Genomic DNA, 17,851 nt, shown 5'->3' with positions numbered 1-17,851 from the left:
ATTTATATCTTCCTGGCATTGTCAAGCATAAGACTGATTTTACGACTATGACTACGGAGATTGTGGTTAAAGATACGACAAGTCTTGTTAAGGAGGGAGTGAAGAATGGGAAGAATTTTTATGGGTTAGTTCGGAACAATTATGAGGATAAGGATACTACGTCATCGGGTGTTAAAACTATGATGAATATTGCGGGTAGTATGTGGATGAAGGCTACTAGTGAGGGGTATTCGAAGTTATATGATGGGCCGAAGAAGATTATTGAATTCTTCCAGGGTAAGTGAGATGAGAGTTTGAGCGTGGATATGGCTGATGGTGTAGATGGTGAGGGTATGTCTCAGGTTTTGAATGATACTGCTGATGAGTCTGTGTTTGAGTTTGATGATTCGTATCAGCGCACGGATTTATCGTATATTATGGATGCTGTTTTGCCGGAGGATTTGTATCGTCCTGATAGTACTCATAGTGCGTTTACGCGTCGTGGTGTGAGGCGTAAGACTTTCTTCTTCGCCTGTGTAGTGGCAATCGTGTTTATAGTTACCTACTTTCGGGGTACTGTATATTCTGATGCGCAAACTGAGCTTGAAAAAGATTTACCTATTATTTTTATGTCAGTCGGGGTGCTGTGTTTTTTTATTATATCTATCGTGGTTTAGTAATAAACGTCAACGGTGGGCTTATATAGCTTCGCGTATCTGTGAGCTTATGACACTATCAGCGATTTCATGTGTGTTTGCGTGGTGGGCGATAGAGAACTCGTTTGTTGTTGTGGCGTTTGTGTTGGTATTTGCTGTTGCTGGCTTGGGCTTGGTGTTTTCTGATAGGCTAAATGATGGTGTTTCTGTTAATAGTAAGGTTGCCTGGTTGACGGGGATTTTATTATTTGCGGGTGTTGCTGCAGCGTTTGTTGCTTTCTTGCTTCCTAGTAATGCTTGGTGGGGTGTTTTGGGTGGTTTGGTGTTTGCTGGTGTGGGTATGTTTTCTTTCTTTACTGATATGAAGACGGTATCGTATTTTTTTTGGTTCTGGTCAGGTCAGTAGTGAGTATGAGTGGTTAGTCGCGTTCACTTTGGTTTTCGATATCATTATATGCGTAGTAGGACTTGCTAAAGCTAATGATAATGATTTTAACGATTAATTATGGTTAATAAGAAATGGTATAAGCGCAATCGTTGGGTTCTTGGCCGAGAAGAGCTGAGCACGCATGATTTGTATGGCGCAGGGGATTTATCCTTCTTTATGGATGCCAACCTTCACGAACCTCTGTATGTAGTACGTCCTGAGGGTGAGAAGGCTTTTAATTCTAGAGGAGTGAAAATAAAGGCGTTGTCCTTTTTAGTGTTTAGCATCGTTGTTTTCGTATTATCCTACGTGTATCTAGAGTTCAATTCTTTACGCAATGAGGACGGAATTTATAATTTTGTGATATTTACCCCGATATTTATTTCGTTATTTTTCTTATTGTTCTATGTGTTATGGTGGACATCAGAGTATACAAAGGTTACTTTTGTTCTTTGTCGTGTGTATGAGTTTTTCTTGTGCGGATCGATTGCGTGGAGCCTTGCATGTTGGGCCCATGATAATGATTTTGTTGTTCCTATTAGTGCAAGTGTTGTATCAGCGGCCGTGATATGTATTCTGTGTTCGGGCTTTATTATGAGCAGGGTGAATAGCAGGATTCAAGGTTTTGCTCGTGTTTTAGTGTTAACAATGATTCCTGTTGTATTGATTAATTTGCTTGTTCAGGGTAATCGTGCGCTTGGGATTCTTTCTGGTTTGATTGTTACTGTTTTTGCGGTTGCATCGTTTTTTGCTGATCTAAAAGCGATAGAGTATTTCTCTTCTTTGAATAAGTTACATAATCGGTATGAGTGGGCCGCTGCTTTTTCACTAGTCTTAGATATTATTTTCTGTATTGCTGGTCTACTCAAGAGCACAAATGATAATAATGAATAGAACATGTTAGGTGACAAGATCGTATTCTTCATCATTTTTCATCGCCACTTGGTATTGTATACATAGCTGCGTTATATAAAACATTGGAAGATGAAGATGGAATCTGCACTTTTTAACTCTCACATTGATGCACTCCATGAATTTAAGCAACAACTTTTTACTCGTGGATATGAATTTGAACTTCATGACGATGATGATTTTCTATCGTTGAACCTTGTTTCTGGAGTACTTATTCTTAATGTGGATAATTCTAAGATACGTATTACAGGTCTGTGGAATTCTCGAGATCGAGAATTGGACTATCGTGATGCTGCACATATAGCAAATGAATGGAATAGCGCATATGTGTATCCTTTTGGGTTTGTCAAGCATGATGATGAAGATCCGATTGCGCTGTGTGCTCAAATAATCGTGGAACATAGTATTGATGGTCTTGAGAAATTATACGAAGGTATTGAAGAAGCAATTTTTGCTATGGATTTGTATTTCTCGTGGCTTGATCAGAAAATTTTCCAGGATGATAACGCCGGTGAGAGCATTACGATGTCGCGTAATTGGTCAGAAGAGTTCGCAAATCATGATAACACAGATTTGCTCCATCGCATTAATGAAATCCTAACATCATATGGAGCGCAAACAAGCTACGACAAGAGCCAGCACACGATTACATCATATTGGACCGATGAAGAGATTCCAGTAGTAGTTACAGCTCCAAGCATTCTTAATAAACAGCTTCTTGTGGGGGCTATTGGTAAGCAATACATAAATCTAGATGATTATGACATTGCTGAAGATATAGCCTTACTTATGACGAGTAGTGATTCTGGAATTAAAGTTTCCGCAGTACGCACAGATGATGCATGTGGCTTTACTTCTGAAAAAATATGTGACTATCCTCAATTAAGTACTGATGAAGACGTGTATGCCATCACAATGCATGCTATCAAACAAGTAATTGACAATATCACTTTGCTTCAGTCACGCGTGTAATACTATCGTGTAGTTAGCTCATTTTCTTATTCTGAAGGTTTTCTATGGCACAATTAGGCAGTATCGTCGGTAAACGTTATCGTATCGCAACTCTCATTGGAGCGGGCGGTATGTCCACTGTGTATTTAGCAATTGATCAGACCTTGAACAAGCAGTGGGCAATTAAAGAGATTCGTTTGCTAGGCGATGCACAAGAGCGTGATGTCGTTATGCGAAGCCTGACCACAGAGGCAAATCTCATTAAAAAGTTTGATCATCCGGCAATTCCTCGTATTGTTGATCTTTTTGAAGAATCTGGACGACTTTATGTCGTTATGGACTATGTTGAAGGTCGTACTCTGGCAGATATTTTGAAAACAGAAGGAGTTCAAAGCGAGCAAGATGTGGTGAATTGGGGTATCCAATTATGCGATATCTTAGAATATTTACACCAACGATCACCACAGGTAATTTACCGTGATGTAAAGCCATCTAATATTATGCTTACCCCTTCGGGGAATATTAAGCTTATCGATTTCGGCATTGCGCGCGAAGTACAAACGGAGCATATTCAAACGACTGTAGGGGATAGTCGTCGTTTAGGAACGGTTGGTTTTGCAGCTCCTGAGCAGCTTGACTATAATGCTCAATACGATGAACGTGTAGATATATATAGCTTGGGTGCAACGATGTATTATCTCTTGACAGCCTCGCATCCTCGTAACAATGGGTTTTCGCCGTTGCGTCAATTTAATCCAGAGTTTTCAGTAGGACTCGAAGAGATTATTTTAAAGGCAACAGCGACCGATCCCGATAAGAGGTATGAATCGCAAAGCCATATGGCGTATGCGTTGCGGCATTATAAAGAGCAAGATGATGCACATCAGCTAGCTTTGAAAAAGACGTATAGAAAGTTTCTGACGGTCGTTATCGCAACAGCTATCACAGCAGGATTGAGCATAGCAAGTTTTGGTATATCAGCTTTTGTAGCCAATAGTGATTACAACTATTGGATTAGTAAAGGCAATCAAACAACTAATCAGACAGTTGCAGCGGATGCGTATGTCAGGGCATCTAGGATTCGCCCGAGTTCAATCGAACCTTTTGAATTACTTCTTAAACTCTATATTTCTGATCAGAGCCTGTCGAGTCAAGAAGAGCATCAACTCAATACCGCGATTAATGAAAATTCGCAGAAGCTGAAAAGCAATCCGGTCGATTGGGCACAGCTGAGCTACGATATCGGCAATACGTATTGGTATTACTTTGATGGATTTAACGACGAATATAAGGGTGCTCGTTTCGTCACTGAACAAGCTCGAAGCGCTCGCATTCGTGCTGCGGAACCATGGATGAGAAACGCTGCGGGTATTAGTGAATTTGATAAACACGATTTAGCAGAAGTTTATGCTGATATCGCAGTTTTTAATTCGCAAATAGTCCCGCTTATCGCTCAAGGAACGGACTCGGGTAAGTATAAGCCGTACTTTGCGCGATTGCAAAAGATTTTGAAAATTGCTCAGCACTCGAATAACGTTGTCATTAAATTTGATGTAGCGAATCTCGTTATTAACGCAGTCACAGTGTATGGTCGTAATTTCCATGCGGATGGTGTGAAAAAAGATACTATGGATGAGCTGACGAAAGCTACATTCCAACTTGTAGAAAAGACACGAACATCCACAGTGACTCAAGATGAACAGCGCAAATCGATTCTTGACAATAAAGAAACAACTTTAGACTTAGTTAATCGTGCTTACACGAATGAGAACGAAGCTCAGTAAGTAGTAAGAGGAGCAATAATGGACGCAGATGTATGGCGTATTTTAGGAATTGTATTCTTAGTAGCGACGATTCTCTTATTTATAGCAGTTGTCGTTTTATACAAGGCGTTACGTATTCGCGATATCCAGAAAATTCTCTCAGGGCGTGCACAGAGTGAGGAAATTGAACAGATGCGCCATTCTCGATGGGGCACATGGGGAACTGACGACAGCGAAGAAAGAGTATCGAACCGCTCATATGGGCGACATGCGCGTGCTGCTAATCCATCAACGATTCATGAGATGGATGATTCATCTGGATTGAGCTCGATGATTACATTTAGCTCTGATGCTGATATGGATGAAGGTGAAACGACACTAGCTCCTAGTAGAAATACACAACTTTCATCTATAATGGACGAAGATGAAGGAGAAACTACTCTCGCTCAAAAATATGTGGATGATGAGGGTGTTACGACTTTGGCTAAACACTCTTGAGATAACGAGCGAGCAGTAAATAGAGCAAGTATTTTAATATGAGAGGGCGAGAGATGAAGAGACAGACGATTATTCGCATGGTTTGTGCCGTGGTATTGAGTGTCCTGTGCGCAAGCGGTGTAGCGGCAGTAATGAGTCAGAACCATTCTCACAATCAGAATGCGTATGCTGCTGAAACGACGACTACTGTAGATCCGTCTGCGGGAAAGAGCACTGCGGGGAATGACAGCGCTGCCCTTTTTACTGGTGCATCTATTAAACCGTCTGATGATTGGATATTTTCACAAGATAATCATGCAGATGCATATTATGTAGGACAGAAAACAACACTTTCGCTCAATCGCGCTCGCGGCGTCGCAAATACTATTAACGATATCTACTATTATGTCGATTCCACGGCGCCGACATATACTCTTGCCAAAAAGCAAGGTCGAAACTTCTCATTTGATATTACAAGTGGGGCGGTAGATACTCGTGACATTAGACTGATTGTTTTATACTCTGACGGGCGATTTGATAATCTTTCTTTGCACGATGTTCCTAATTCTGGAGATTTGCCTGCTCATATTATTACGGGTACTGATGGTGCTCAACTTATTGTTACTTATGATAATGGTTCTGAACAGATAGTTAATCTTAATCAAAAAGGTAATTTACCAATATTAGGGCATGTGACAAAGGTTCGCTTCACTATTCCGAATTTGATTCAGCGCGTTGAAGCTGCGAAGGATTATATAAACGCGCATAATATAAATGCTTTACCACTTTTCTTAAATAAGGCTAGACAATCTCGTGGTGAGATTACTCGTGAGACGACAGTGAATACGGCTAATAATTCTATCGATGTTCCGCAATTGGTTGATGAATTTAATTCTAGTGAGGATTCGATAACGCTTCGTCCAACGCCAGGATTTAGTCCGATTCGTGGTGCCCTAACTGCAGTTAATGGCAATGATGATGAGGATATGTCAGTTGACACGTATGTCAAAGCCGGAAAGCTTGACGTTACGAATGTTTCTTTTGACGGAATTGGATCGGATCATTCGACAAAAGTTTGGGATGGAACTACTACTCATTTCTTCACTACCATTAGGCAAATTAAGCTTAAAATAAGCGCACAGAGCACTGAACCTGCTGATGCTCAAGGCGTTAAACCGAAGTTGCCAGAAGGCACGAGCATCCAGGTGAATTTCCCTGCGGTCTATTTCCCAAATGAGCGACCAGAACGCGTACCATCTCAAAGCGTGGTTATCGGCAAAGATGGAACAGCTACAATTGATTTTCCACGGGAAGGTGTCTATAAGGTTAAGGACATAACCCTTACTTATCGTGATGCTAATGGAAATAAGCAGACACGTCCAATTATGGATTTCATAGATGCTACTGATAACTTCAAGAAAGATAATCTTGAGGAAATCGTGTGGATGAAGAGTCTGGAAATTGACGAAAACCCGCAGATCCAAATTGTAAATAATAATGGTAGTGAAAATACGAATGAATATCATAAGAATGATGTGAAATTCCGTATTATTATTAAGGATCGTTGGCTTGAATACTTTAAGTACCTTAATGAGTCTGAAGTAAGCGAAGCCTTAAAGATTACTCGTGATGGTAAACCTGTTGATAACAAAAATTTGACCTTTGCAAACTCTGAGTGGAAGCAAACTAGTCCAGGCGTGTATACATCCAATATCTTTAGTCTTGGTGAATACACGAAGAGCAAAGACAATAAGCCTGCAGAAGGACGTTACGATATAAGCGTAAATTATAAAAAGCACACGGGTACTCGAAACAATATCGTCATCGATTACACTGCGCCTCAAGCCGGTAAAGTTACGGTAGCTACCGACAATCCTCAAGCGACTAAGCCACAGGAAAAGACGAACAAGAGCACCAAAGATAAGTGGCTTGTTTCGTCCTCGCATTTGCGTCTAACGATTAGCGATATTAAAGATGCTACATCAGGCGTCGATAAGGACAAGCTTGCATTGGTGCGTGCTGATGGAAGTGAGTACCCTGGCTATACACTCACAAAGTCGGATGATGGCTCTTCAGTGTCTTTTGATATTGATGATAACAATGGTGTCGTTAAGCTCGATGAGATTTATCTTCGCTTAGAGGACAAAGCTGGTAACGAAGACCATTCGCACTCACTTGCTGAGCTTGCTCAGGGTAAGAGCGATGTCTATGGTTTCAAAGGGGTGCTAGTAGATACCACAGCGCCTGAGATGAGTGTTTCATATGACAATAATGATGTGCGAAACGAGAAATACTATAAAGCACATCGTCATGGAACGGTGACAATTAACGAAAGCAATTTCTCACTAATGCGTGACCTTTCTGATGACGATGATGTGGTCGTTGCGCGCAAAGATGGCAACGTTTCATCGACGGTGAAGCTCAGCGATTTCAAACAAAATGATGGTAATGGTCCTTGGATTGCTCAATTTGATGCGTCTTCTGACGGTAATTGGATTGTTGATGCGCAGTACAAAGATGCCGCTGGTAACGCTGCACAATCAGCTCATGACGAATTTGTTGTGGACACTATTGCGCCAGTTTTGAGCGTGACATTTGACAATAACAATGTTATTAATGGAAAGTATTTTAATGCATCACGTGTGGCGACCATCTCGCAGGTTGAACGCAATTTTAGTACTGAAGATACTAAGGTCAATACGACTTGGGCTATGAATGCACAGTCGGGTGTAACAGCTGGCCCAGCTGCGGGATCCTGGAATCAAAGTGGCGACTCTGCTACTTACAGCACGAGCGTATCGTTTACAAGTGATGGACGCTATACTATGACTGTTACTGCTACAGATTTAGCTGGTAACGCTGCATCAAACACGATTGAGGTTGGCGAATTTATTATTGATACAACAAAGCCAACTATTGATTTCGCTAATATCCAAGATAAGACTGCATATAACGGTAAAGTAGCTCCTCAGATTTTGTTCAACGATACGAACTTCAACGCGTCGAAGACAAGTTTCACTCTGAAAGCTGTCCGTCATGAGAACGTGAGCAAAGTGACGTCATTTGCAGACTCTATTACTGCACAGTCACGCCAAGTAAGCTTTGCTGATTTTGCACGTGAAGTCGATTCAGATGATGTCTACACGCTTACCGCGCGCATGACCGATGAAGCTGAGAACGTGACAGAAAAGAGCATCACATTCTCTGTGAACCGTTTCGGCTCTACATATGCGCTGTCGCAAGATACAGCAAAGATTCGCGGAAAGTTCGTTAAGAAGACTGGAAATGTTGTTATCGATGAGATCAATGTTTCAGGCCTCGAGACAGATAAGACTAAGGTTGTTATCGCTCATGATTCAGCATCGCGCATTCTCAATACATCTGAATATTCGGGTGTAGCTACAGATGACAAGGGATGGAGTCGTACACGATACACAATTCCTGCTCAGAATTTTGAAGATGATGGATATTATCGTGTTATCGTTTCGTCCGTCGATAAAGCTGGCAACGTATCAGAAAATACGATGGATAAGAAGGATGAGTCTCGCACTCATGCTGTGAATATTAACTTTGCAGTAGATAATACAAAGCCATCTGCGAGCGTGATTGGTGCGCAATCTCATGCGGTATTCTATAGTGCTGATGGTCGCACTCTGACTGTGCAAGCTCAAGATAATCTGAAACTGAGCAAGGTTGCATTACGAGTCGATGGAAAAACTGTAGGGCAGTGGACCGGAGATGAACTTGTAGCATCGCCTGCCACATATAAGCTTGATTCAGATGCGAAAGATCATGATATTCAATTAACTGCTTATGATGAAGCGGGTAATAGGACCATCGTCTCCTATGATGATATGGCTGTAGCTACATCATGGTGGCAGTATATGCGAGAACATGCTGTGATGACATTAATTATCATGTTCGTAGGAGCAGCAGCACTTATCCTGCTCATGTTGATTGCATTGGCATTGGTTATTCGTCATCGTCGTACTCAATACCGTCGCAATCCGTTCAACCACTAAATTGACCATCTCTGGATTTCCTCATACATGGTGCTAAGTCGGGCAATGAATAAGATCGTCGCTCAATTTAGTCCTGAGGGAATCCAGTTTTTGTATAAAGATAATAGCTCAAATTGCGCTTGTTTATAGAGGAGAAGTCATGAAAGGTATCGTCACCGTTCATAACCCTTCGCAGGGTGTGCGCTACAGTGTCTATATCGATAGTAGCGACAACAGTTCTTTGCAGGAGCTTCTTCCAGCACTGTCCATTGCTGCACATACTAACTCTCGCGATACGGTACATATCGGTGTCGATGGGCGCATTGTCGAAATTAATCAGACAATACAAGAAATAGGTCTACACGAGGGTTCATGGATTACATTTACTCAGGGGCAAGAAGCAGTATTCGATCCTCGCCCGAGAGTTAAAGGACAGCCTAGCAGTGTGCAATTGCGTTTCATTGGCGGTATTCATGCGGGTGAAGTTTACGATTTGTCGTATGGATTGCTCTCTCTTAGTTCGTTGCTTAATGCTGATGAATTTTCGATGAGCTCCGATTTTATGCTGGATATTTCGCAAGATTTTCTTAAAATTTATCCAAATATTACTGGAACTCCAGATGCGCCAAATAAGAATGCAAAAAAGGCAGCAAAGTTACGAAAGAAACAAGAGAAAGAAGAAAAGCGACGTGCTAAGCATCCTGAAAAAGGTGTAAAAAAGTCCGCAAAGAAGGCTGCCTCTGATCGAGAGAAAGAGAAAATAGAAGAGCTTCATTCAGGTATTTTTGTTGATGATGAAGAAATTATTGAAGCAACAGAAATCGCTTTCGGAGATCATATAGTACTTCCCGAATGCATTATTGAGATTACTAATACGCATGATGAAGAAGTCCCGGTTGATGCTCGAACTGAAAGCGGATATTGGCTTTTCGCTCGTCCTCCAAAAATCCATACATACGCAGAAGCGACAAAGTTTACTATGCCGGCTGAACCAATAAAGCCAGCAAAAGCTCCGATTCCTATTATCTCAACCCTTCTTCCTCTTGCAATGAGCGTGGGCATGGCGTATTTCTTGAAAAACCCTATGTACCTCATGTTCGGAATCATGAGTCCTGTTATGATGATTGCCTCGTACCTTTCGGGTAACCGTAGCGGCAATACTCGCTACAAGAATGAGATGCAAAAATTTGAATCCGATAAAGCTCATGTAAACGAGTCTGCTGAAGCGGCTGTTGTTAAGGAACAGGAGGATGCGTTACGTGAATATCCTGATCCTTCACGCGTCATGGATATCGTAGTAAACCACGATATGCGTTTGTGGAATCGACGAATTACGGATAAATCCTGGTTAGGTATTCGCGTGGGCACAGGAACAATTCCGTCGGCGGTTACCATTGAGAGCGCCTCAGCTCTGACTCAAGAGAAAGTTAAGGCGTGGGAACTCCATCATCACCCCGTGGCGGTATTACTTCCTCAAGCAAAATGCCTAGGTATTTCTGGAGCCCCAGAAACTGTACGTGCTCTGTCACAGTGCGCCACAATTCAGCTGGCTGCATTGCATTCAACGCGTGATTTAAGTTTGTATGTGTTAAGCCCAAATCTTCGAGGCGATTTTGGAACACATATCAATTGGGATTTTGCGCAATGGCTGCCACAAACACGTCCACAAATGGGACAAGATACCGTTCGCACAATTTCTACGACTTCAGCAACCGTAGCTACTCGCTTATCTGAGCTTACCCAAATTCTCGATGCGCGTCTTGAAGATATAAAGAATAATGCTCAAAAAGAATGGAATGGCAATAGCATCGTTGTCATCATGGATAATGCGCACGTTATTCGTACACTTCCGGGTGCTATCCGAGTGCTTCAAGAGGGCGCGCGTGTAGGAATTTACACAATGTGTATCGATACAGATGAGCGACTACTTCCAGAAGAGTGCCAAACAGTTGTTTCAGCTGAGGATAATGTCATTCATGTGCGATCGAATATAGCTGATGACGTGTATGATGTCATGCCTGATTTTGTCTCAGAAAATTGGACCGAGGCAGTTGCGATGTCCCTCGCGCCAATTGAAGATGGAAGTCCGGACGAAACCGAATCTGCTATCCCTACGTCTTCGAATCTGTTGAAATTGCTTGAATTAACACCAAGTACTGAACAGATTTTGCGACGTTGGAATATGAGTCCGAGATCAACAAAATTTGTGATAGGCGAATCCGTCGATGGTGTATTCCAGCTTGATTTGTCGAAAGATGGTCCGCACGGATTAATCGGTGGTACCACTGGTTCAGGTAAGTCCGAGCTTTTACAGTCGCTTGTGGCTTCGCTCGCTGTTTCTAATACGCCAGATTCTATGAATTTTGTGCTCATCGATTATAAGGGTGGAGCAGCGTTCAAGGATTGTGTGAATTTACCTCATACCGTGGGTATGGTAACTGATTTGGATAATCATCTCGTTACTCGCGCTCTCGTATCTCTTGGTGCAGAACTCAATTACCGCGAACACATACTTGCACAGGTCGGAGCAAAAGACATTGAGGATTATACCGATTATGCAGTGAAGAATCCTCAGCTAAAGCCACTTCCACGATTGCTGATCGTTATCGATGAGTTTGCTTCCTTGGCGCGTGAACTTCCTGATTTTGTTACTGGTTTGGTTAATATTGCCCAGCGAGGACGTTCTCTCGGTATTCATCTTTTGCTGGCAACTCAGCGTCCAGGTGGCGTCGTTTCTCCTGAAATTAGAGCTAATACAAACTTGCGTATCGCTTTGCGTATGACTGATGCTTCAGAAAGCCAAGATGTTATTGACGCTAAAGATGCAGGGCTTATCTCTAAAAGCACTCCAGGCCGCGCTGTCGTTCGACTTGGCTCGAGTTCGCTGATCCCGTTCCAGTCAGCACGTGTAGGGGGACGTTATATTGATCCTCGACAATCGTCGCAGGAACGAAAAGAAGCTCCGCTCGTCGTAGCTGTGAACGATAAAAATCTTGGCGAACCAATTCCACAAAGAAGAAACAATAAAAAAGATTCAAGTGATGTATCGGTTACTGATTTGAAGGTATTGGTCACAGCTATCAGCGAGGCAACTAAGTCGGCAGGATTTGAAGCCCAGCGTAAGCCATGGCTTCCAGCGCTTGACAATCGTCTAGACCTTGCTCAAGTATCTGAAAATGTATCCGATGTTTTACACGGATCTCACCCTCCAATTCCTTTCGCTCTTGCAGATTATCCTGATCTACAAAAGCAGCTTCCAGAAAATATTGAATTATCATCTTTCGGCAATTTGTTCATTATCGGGACTACACGAAGTGGCAAATCTACCGCGCTTCGCACAATAGCATACTCAGCTTCGAGCTTGTATAGTTGTGAAGATTTGCATATATACTGCATTGATGCGGGTAACGGCGCCTTGTCGCCACTTATTTCTTTTCCTAATGTAGGTGTAGTTGCTTTAAGAAGTGAGACACAAAAAATTGATCGTCTTTTAGGCAAACTGGAGCGAGAAGTAAGCAGCAGAGCTCAAATACTTTCTCAAGGTGGATATGCTAGCGTCGATGAGTATAATACTGACCCAATTAATGCGGGGCATACAATGCCGCATACTTTAGTTTTGCTTGATTCTTGGGATGGCTATGTATCGAACTTTGATACATACGACAATGGAATACTTGTTTCTCGCGTACAAAGTTTAATGCGCGAAGGAGTATCGAGCGGAGTCCACTTCATTCTTACTGGAGATAAGCAACTTCTTTCAGGGCGTATGTCCAATTATGCTGAGCAGAAAATCATCCTTAGACTTGTAGACAAAACAGACTATTCACTTATCGGAATGCGAAATAATGACGTTCCAGATGAAATTACAGAAGGTCGTGGCTTTGCTTCAGACGGGGCAAGAGAACTTCAAATAGCTTTGATTGATAAAGAAATCCAAGGCCAAGATGAATCAAATCTCATTCGTCAAGCAGGTCGTTCATTAAGCGCGGAAAGAGATCAAGGCGTACCACGAATAAGACGTCCATTTAGTGTCGAAGAAATGCCAGCGAAGATTACGCTTGATGACGTGTACATGCGTGGTGTCATCGGCAATACTATTCCTTTGGGCGTTGGCGGGGAAGATAACGATGTCATTGCGTGGAATCCAGTTGAATCGCCGGTATTGCCAATTTACGGTGGCAGAAGTGCTGGAAAGACGACTGCAGTTATGAGTATCGCTTTAGGCGCTGCGAGAGCTGGATATCGTGTTATCTGTGTCGCCCCTCGTAAAGGTGGTCTGCGTCAGCTTGAAGGCGTAGAAGGTATTGATCAAATTATCACTAATTCAAGTGATGTGACGGAAGAGCTCTTTACGCAAGCACTAGACAGTAGCGAGAAAACGATAATTGTTATGGATGACGGTCAATTGCTCACAGATATACCAGCAAGCAATTGGTTGAGTAATAATATTCTCACTCTTGAATCGCATGGCTTTGGCCTTGTCGTTGCTGGTGATTCTAGCGAATTCCCTGTTGGCTTTGGAAACTGGGGCGCTCGTGTAAAAAATCTGCGTGAAGGTATTGTGCTTCGTCCAGAAGAATTGTCCTATGCAGATTACATTGGTATGCATTTCAAGCGTACCGATGTTATGGATAGTAAGCCACAAGGTCGAGGATTTATTCATGTCGGTTCTATTTCAGCGCAGATACAAATGGCTATGCCAGTATCTAGCGATATGAATCCTGAGGAAACAAAGGAGTAAATGATAGCCATGAAATGGATAAAGCGTCTTCTAGGAATCGGTAACAAACTGAGTCCAATTCGTTCAGCGTCCCTTGTTTCTCCTCAATTACTAGATATTCCGCCTCTGACACGACATGCTAGTCGTGATAATTTGGAAGCGATTGAAGTGCTTAGCGACGAACAGCATGAGGCAATGCGTAAACGAGAACGCGAGAAAGAGGAATCTCATACTCCTGTATCATCTAAGCTACGCGCAAGGATTACCATTTCGGATGGTCAATCATATGTACTCAATGGGGCATGCTTAGTTGGCCGTATGCCGTCACATTCTGATAAATATTCGCAGATCGTAATTGTTAATGATCCAACTGGGCAAGTTTCGCGTGAGCATTTTGCTTGCGGAATGGATGACTTTGGACGTATCTGGGTTGAGGATTTGGGAAGCGCGAATGGTACATGGTTACGGACTCCGATGGGAGATAAGCCATTATCTGTTCGTAGCCGACAGATTATCGCTCAAGGAACGATGATTGCTTTTTCTTCATTTACTGCTCAGTTTGATTATGTGAATGTAAACGGTAACGAAGCGTAAAATCCAAGCTGCTCAAGGTATTCAGGTTGAGACACAAAAGTATAATTTCATTGAGCAAAGATGAGAGGAAAATTCTATGGATAAATTTGTTGTGAAGCAAGAAGAAGTATCAGAACTCCAAACAAGCTTAAGCAACACTTCCTCACTTCTTGAACAAATGGCACGCACTGATACTTCAGCAGCTGAAGTTGGTGAAAAAGTTAATTCGGCACTCAACGACCTCTTCAATGGACTAGATGACCGACGTGACAAGATTACAAAGAATACGACAAAGCTTGCCGAATATTTGGGCAAAATTCTTGAAGAAACAACGAATCTTGATAATGATATGCAATCAGTACTAACACAATCCGATGAAAGTGGCTCTTCTTCATCGTATTAAAAACTGTTAGACGATTATCAATTGAATTAATACCATACGAATAAGCATATTTAGACCTCATAGGAAGCGATAAAGACATGGCAGTAGGTTACTCGCTTAATATTCCAGAGAATTGGAATCGTATCAATTTGACCCAAGCTAATATGAGCGAAACGGCTGAAGAAATGGCGGATAATATGATTGCCGTTGTTCCTGAACTTGAATCGCGCAAGTTACTTCTGAAAAAAGACATCACTGATCAGCTCAATGATGCTCTTGAGAGCGGTACAAATCTTGTGGCAAGCTATGTGACACCTACATCTGATGGTTCTCTCAGCATGTTTCTTATGGGCCAAACGTTGCCTCTTCTTATGCCTGAAGAGGGGGAGAGCATATTTGACACGTTCTATGAGATGTATACGACGGCAGACGAAACACGTCCTCAGGGTGTAGATGTGCAAATCGCGCACCTTCCTCATGCTGGCAAAGTTTTCCAGACATATGGTATTGAGCTTCTACAAGATACACCAGTCGTAGTTCTACGTACGCTTGTGCCGCTTGATAAATGTGTACTCTCTGTCTTTATCTACTCGCCAAATGTAGATATCAAGGATGCTCTCGCTCAATTGTTTGAAGCAATTACACGAACTTTGGAGATTGATGATTATAAGGGGAATGAATAAATGCGACCAAGTAGTGATGAATGGCATATTGTAGGTTTCTCGTCTGACCCTGTTCCGGGAAACCCTCAATCAGTTGACTCTTTGTCCGCGCATATTAATGGCAAATATGTAACTCCTCTTTCTGAACTTTCTACCGCTCTTCAACAAGTGAAAAGCAAAGCGAATAGTTCATCAACTATGTTGATGAGCGAGTCTGGTAAGGCATTTATCGATATGCTTGGGGATTTTCCTCAGAAAATCTCAGATTTGCATGATGCAATGAAGAGCGTATCAACTGTGCTTGATACATGGTCTGAAGATATGAGTACTCAGCAGCGGGTAGCTGGCCATGCTCTAGAAGAGGCGATAGAAGCATACAATTCCAAGAAAGCATTACAGACACAGCTCAATAACGAACGTGATAATTTACGCAGTCTTAATCATCGTGATACCTCAGGTTATTCGGATCAGCAGAAGAGTGATTTGGAGTCCTCTCGGTCGTTAGTTGAATCGCAAATTGCGGGGCTGAATTCTCGAATAAGCGGATACGATTCAACAATTGAAACTGCTAAGACAACTATTGCACGTGCCAAATCTGATTATGATCAGGCTGCTCTGACAGCGGCGAAAGGGATCCAAACAGCGCAGCAGCAGGGCAATATTACGAAGCTGAGTTTGATGGAAAAAATTAAGAAAGGTGCGTATGATTTCTTCCATAGCAAGGGCTGGAAGAAATTCGTCCAAATAGTTGAATTTGTAGGCGCTGTAGTAGGTATACTCAGTATCTTTATTCCGGGACCGGGTTGGCTATTTGCAGCTATAACGTTAGCTGCTTCGGCGGTGACATTGGTGGATTCTAGTGCAAAGTATTTGAGTGGTGAGATGAGCTTAGCAGAGTTCGGGTTTAATCTGCTGATTTCGACTTTGGGAGCATGGTCTGGTCTAGCAGGCATTAAAGCAGTTGGAGAAGCTAAAAGCGCTGCGGAAGCAGTGAAAATTGGTAAGCATTCTGCTCAGGCTTCAAAGGCTAAAGCTTTATTTGCTAAGGCTGCTGGTTTTGGAGAGCATGTGGGAGTCAAAGAAGGTAAATATTTCATCGCTAAAGATGCGATTTCTCACGAAATTGGGAGCAATGTAATTAAGAGCATGATGCCAAATATCGTGAAAGGCGATGCCTTAGCTGACGATGCTTCAAAGGGGTTAAAGCTTGTTTTTAAGGATGCATTCAAGACAGCTAAGGATACGAAAGCTACGCTTAATTTCGCAAAGAACTCGGTTAGCACAGTAAAGGATGCATATAAAGCATATACGAACCCAGCACCTTCGAATGATGCAGCTGGAACTATCTCGAAAACATTTAGTGCGGTACAAGTCGTAGCTCCTGGATTAACAGGAGATGTGGGAAAGATAGCTAAACTTATTTCTAAAACATCCAATTTATTTGAATAGTTGAGTTTTATTATGGTGAAGCGTTTGTTGTCTGAGCAGGAGAAAATAGGAGAGTTTCCTGCAGGTTATGTCATGTCGATTTCTGGTCGTGGTGTGCGTAAAGCGTTACCGGGTGGAAAATTATATACCCTTAAAGGGGCAAAGACTAAGTTATTAATACTTCTGATTTTGTGCTCTGTAGCGTATCTTGTGAATTTTTTGTTTACTCTGCATTTTGGTGGGCAAGATAATGAAGATATGCGATTCTTCGCCGTGTTTATTTCACTTTTTACGGCGTTTATTTTGATGCCGCCCTTTGCTTGGTTTTCTACGGTAACCAAAACCGTGAAAGGAAGAAGTGTTGTTTTTGTTTTTGGTATTTTAATGGATCTTGGTTTTGCTTCAGCTTGCGGTTCGTTGAGTGCGAGTTGGTTTGGTTTGAATGAGTTGGGGTTTATTTTTGTGCCGTTTATGGTGGCGGGGTTTGTTAGTGTTTGTGTGTTTGATTGGTTGTTGGAGTGGTTTTCTCGTGTGTGGGTGGTGATTGTTGTTCTTGGTGTGAGTGTGTCTGTGGTGTTTTGGGGTGTGTCTTTGGTGTTTTCGTCGTTTAGGCCGGGTTTGTTTGCTTTTTCTGTTGGTTTGTGTGTTATTAGTGTTTTTTCGTTTGTGATGGATTTGTTGACTATGCGTTATTTTGCTGATCGTGGTGATGTGGATGCGGCGTATGAGTGGTTTACGGCTATTGTTGCGGTGTTTGATTTGTTTATTGCTATTGGTGGTGCTGGTGGAGCAGCAAGCGCCACAGACGAATCGTAAAATTTAGAGAATAAGAACAACGTGCGGATACATTGTGTCGCATGTCGTCGGGCTCTATGCTAAGCTAAGTAGTGGGTTTTTTATAAATCTTTATAGAAAGGGTG

Annotated in this window: 14 protein-coding genes; all 14 read left to right on the top strand. The window is 42.2% G+C overall.

Annotation, left to right across the window (positions count from 1 at the left end; all coding sequences use genetic code 11):
* On the top strand, positions 1–284 hold a 284-nt coding region (locus EJ419_RS01080; RefSeq protein WP_205668794.1), incomplete at its 5' end, for a hypothetical protein.
* A 21-nt stretch (positions 285–305) separates the two neighbouring features.
* Positions 306–656, top strand: a complete 351-nt coding sequence (locus EJ419_RS01075) for a hypothetical protein (RefSeq protein WP_131283071.1) — start codon at positions 306–308, stop codon at positions 654–656.
* Between the two features lie 49 nt (positions 657–705).
* On the top strand, positions 706–1,041 hold the full coding sequence (locus tag EJ419_RS01070) for a hypothetical protein (RefSeq protein ID WP_131283070.1): 336 nt from the start codon (positions 706–708) through the stop codon (positions 1,039–1,041).
* A gap of 99 nt (positions 1,042–1,140) precedes the next feature.
* Positions 1,141–1,956: a Bax inhibitor-1/YccA family membrane protein gene (locus EJ419_RS01065; protein WP_131283069.1), complete on the top strand. Its 816-nt coding sequence runs from the start codon at positions 1,141–1,143 to the stop codon at positions 1,954–1,956.
* Positions 1,957–2,046: 90 nt separating this feature from the next.
* The gene (locus EJ419_RS01060; protein WP_131283068.1) at positions 2,047–2,946 is read left to right on the top strand and encodes a hypothetical protein; all 900 of its coding nucleotides are present in this window, start codon (positions 2,047–2,049) and stop codon (positions 2,944–2,946) included.
* 44 nt (positions 2,947–2,990) lie between these two features.
* Entirely contained in the window at positions 2,991–4,709 is a 1,719-nt protein-coding gene (locus EJ419_RS01055; protein ID WP_131283067.1) for a serine/threonine protein kinase, read from the top strand.
* An 18-nt stretch (positions 4,710–4,727) separates the two neighbouring features.
* On the top strand, positions 4,728–5,186 hold the full coding sequence (locus EJ419_RS01050; protein ID WP_131283066.1) for a hypothetical protein: 459 nt from the start codon (positions 4,728–4,730) through the stop codon (positions 5,184–5,186).
* Positions 5,187–5,239: 53 nt separating this feature from the next.
* Positions 5,240–9,187 (top strand): Ig-like domain-containing protein, encoded by a 3,948-nt coding sequence (locus tag EJ419_RS01045; protein ID WP_165496183.1) that lies wholly within the window; start codon positions 5,240–5,242, stop codon positions 9,185–9,187.
* Between the two features lie 139 nt (positions 9,188–9,326).
* The gene (locus tag EJ419_RS01040; RefSeq protein WP_131283064.1) at positions 9,327–13,907 is read left to right on the top strand and encodes an FtsK/SpoIIIE domain-containing protein; all 4,581 of its coding nucleotides are present in this window, start codon (positions 9,327–9,329) and stop codon (positions 13,905–13,907) included.
* Positions 13,908–14,480: an FHA domain-containing protein gene (locus tag EJ419_RS01035; protein ID WP_131283063.1), complete on the top strand. Its 573-nt coding sequence runs from the start codon at positions 13,908–13,910 to the stop codon at positions 14,478–14,480.
* 76 nt (positions 14,481–14,556) lie between these two features.
* Positions 14,557–14,862, top strand: a complete 306-nt coding sequence (locus tag EJ419_RS01030) for a hypothetical protein (protein WP_131283062.1) — start codon at positions 14,557–14,559, stop codon at positions 14,860–14,862.
* A 77-nt stretch (positions 14,863–14,939) separates the two neighbouring features.
* Positions 14,940–15,524, top strand: a complete 585-nt coding sequence (locus tag EJ419_RS01025; protein WP_131283061.1) for a hypothetical protein — start codon at positions 14,940–14,942, stop codon at positions 15,522–15,524.
* A complete protein-coding gene (locus tag EJ419_RS01020) occupies positions 15,525–16,952 on the top strand; it encodes a hypothetical protein (protein WP_131283060.1) in 1,428 nt (475 codons plus the stop codon).
* A 12-nt stretch (positions 16,953–16,964) separates the two neighbouring features.
* Complete coding sequence (locus EJ419_RS01015; RefSeq protein WP_131283059.1) at positions 16,965–17,747, top strand: hypothetical protein; 783 nt, start codon at positions 16,965–16,967, stop codon at positions 17,745–17,747.
* Positions 17,748–17,851 lie beyond the last annotated feature (104 nt).

The organism is Alloscardovia theropitheci (assembly GCF_004332295.1).
GTDB lineage: Bacteria > Actinomycetota > Actinomycetes > Actinomycetales > Bifidobacteriaceae > Alloscardovia > Alloscardovia theropitheci.
This window is presented reverse-complemented; position numbering and strand designations above follow the sequence as displayed.